The organism is Actinoplanes utahensis (assembly GCF_016862455.1).
Classification (GTDB): Bacteria; Actinomycetota; Actinomycetes; order Mycobacteriales; family Micromonosporaceae; genus Actinoplanes; species Actinoplanes utahensis.
In genome coordinates this window covers 1-1,401 of record NZ_BOMZ01000144.1, presented here as the reverse complement: position 1 = coordinate 1,401, position 1,401 = coordinate 1, and the positions used below count along the sequence as shown (strand labels likewise).

Sequence of the window (1,401 nt, the reverse complement as noted above, 5' to 3'; positions counted from 1 at the left end):
CCCCTCTGTGTCAAGAGGCGCTGAGAAGCGGTGTTCTATGGTGGTCTTCGGCGGGTCCGGGAAGTGACTTCTCCGAAGTGTCGACCTTGGGGTTCGGGTCGGCCGCGCTGGATTGCAGAGTCGCCCCCACGTGTCCTTCCGGGCCCGTCCTGACGGCTTTGGCGTCGGCGACCATCCGTCGGTAGACGATGTCGGAGAGCCGGCGTTTCAGGGCTCGCATCGCTTCCATCGGGGTCTTGCCGTCGGCGAGTTTGCGCCGGTAGTAGCGGCGCCCTTCGGTGTCACGCCGGAGTTGGACGACGGCCATGATGTGCAGCACCCGGTTGATGCGCCGGTTGCCGGCCCGCGACAGGCGGTGGCGGTTCTGATCGCCTGATGAGGCGTCGATGGGTGCGGTGCCGTTCCAGGACGCGAAGTGGCCGCGGCTGGCGAAGCGGCTGATGTCACCGATGTCGCCGAGCAGACGCGCGGACCCGGACGGGCCGATGCCGGTGAGTTCCTGCAGCGTGCTGCCGGTCGTCTTGACCAGTTCGGTGAGCTCGGCATCCGCGATCTTGATCTTCTTGTCGATGACCGCGAGTTCGTGGATCAGCTCCGAGGCAAGCCACCGGCGGGTCTTGCCCACCACATCGCGGGGCCGGACGGTGTTGAGCAGGGCGCGGGCCTGCGGGGTGCTCAAGAACTTCTTCGCCCCGCCCGGCACCAGCTCCAGCAGCAGGTGGTGCCGGGCGGCTGACGGTTTCGGTGCGGGTCCGGCCGAGCAGTTCCCGCCGGTCGACGAGCAGCCGCAGCGCCACGGTGGTGTCGTCGAGGTTGACCTGCCGCAGGTCGTCGGTGCGCAACGCGGCGACGGCGACGCTGTGGGCGTCGACCGGGTCGGTCTTGCGGCCCTGGCCGGTAGCGAACACGCGGGCGCGGGCGGACAGCTTCGCCGGCACGTCGAGGACGGTCTCGCCGTCGGCGACCAGGCGCTGGGCGACGTGCCGGCCGATGCCGCTGCAGCCTTCAACCGCCCAGATGCGGTCGGTGTGTTCGCGGCCGGCGGCGAGCATCGCCTGGTAGCCGTCGCGGTCGGTGCCGAACCGGCCCTTGCCGACCGGCTTCTCACGCTGGTTCATGATCTCGATGGTCGCGGAGCGTTTGTGCGGGTCCACGCCGATGACGACTCGGGCCATGTCGTTTCCTTCCCTGTTCCGACGGACAACGTCGGCGGGAGGGCAACGCTACTTCGAGCTGGGCAGTCCCCTCTTGAGCCTCTCCGCGCCGCGGTGACCGACGGACCGCACGCCAAAAGAGAGTCACACCAAACCACGGTGGACAGCCGCAGACAGAGCGTTCCGCCGGTCACCTCGACCAAGCCTGGCCGGGCAGCGGTCGTACGACCAGTAAATAAGTAGCCGC

At 68.6% G+C, this 1,401-nt stretch carries 1 protein-coding gene and 1 pseudogene; both read right to left on the bottom strand.

All coding sequences use genetic code 11. From position 1 onward, the window contains the following. Positions 1–10 precede the first annotated feature (10 nt). Positions 11–679, bottom strand: a complete 669-nt coding sequence (locus tag Aut01nite_RS44160) for a transposase (protein ID WP_239124644.1) — start codon at positions 677–679, stop codon at positions 11–13. A 112-nt stretch (positions 680–791) separates the two neighbouring features. Next, positions 792–1,118: pseudogene (locus tag Aut01nite_RS44155) on the bottom strand (IS110 family transposase); the annotation flags it as partial. Positions 1,119–1,401: the final 283 nt, after the last annotated feature.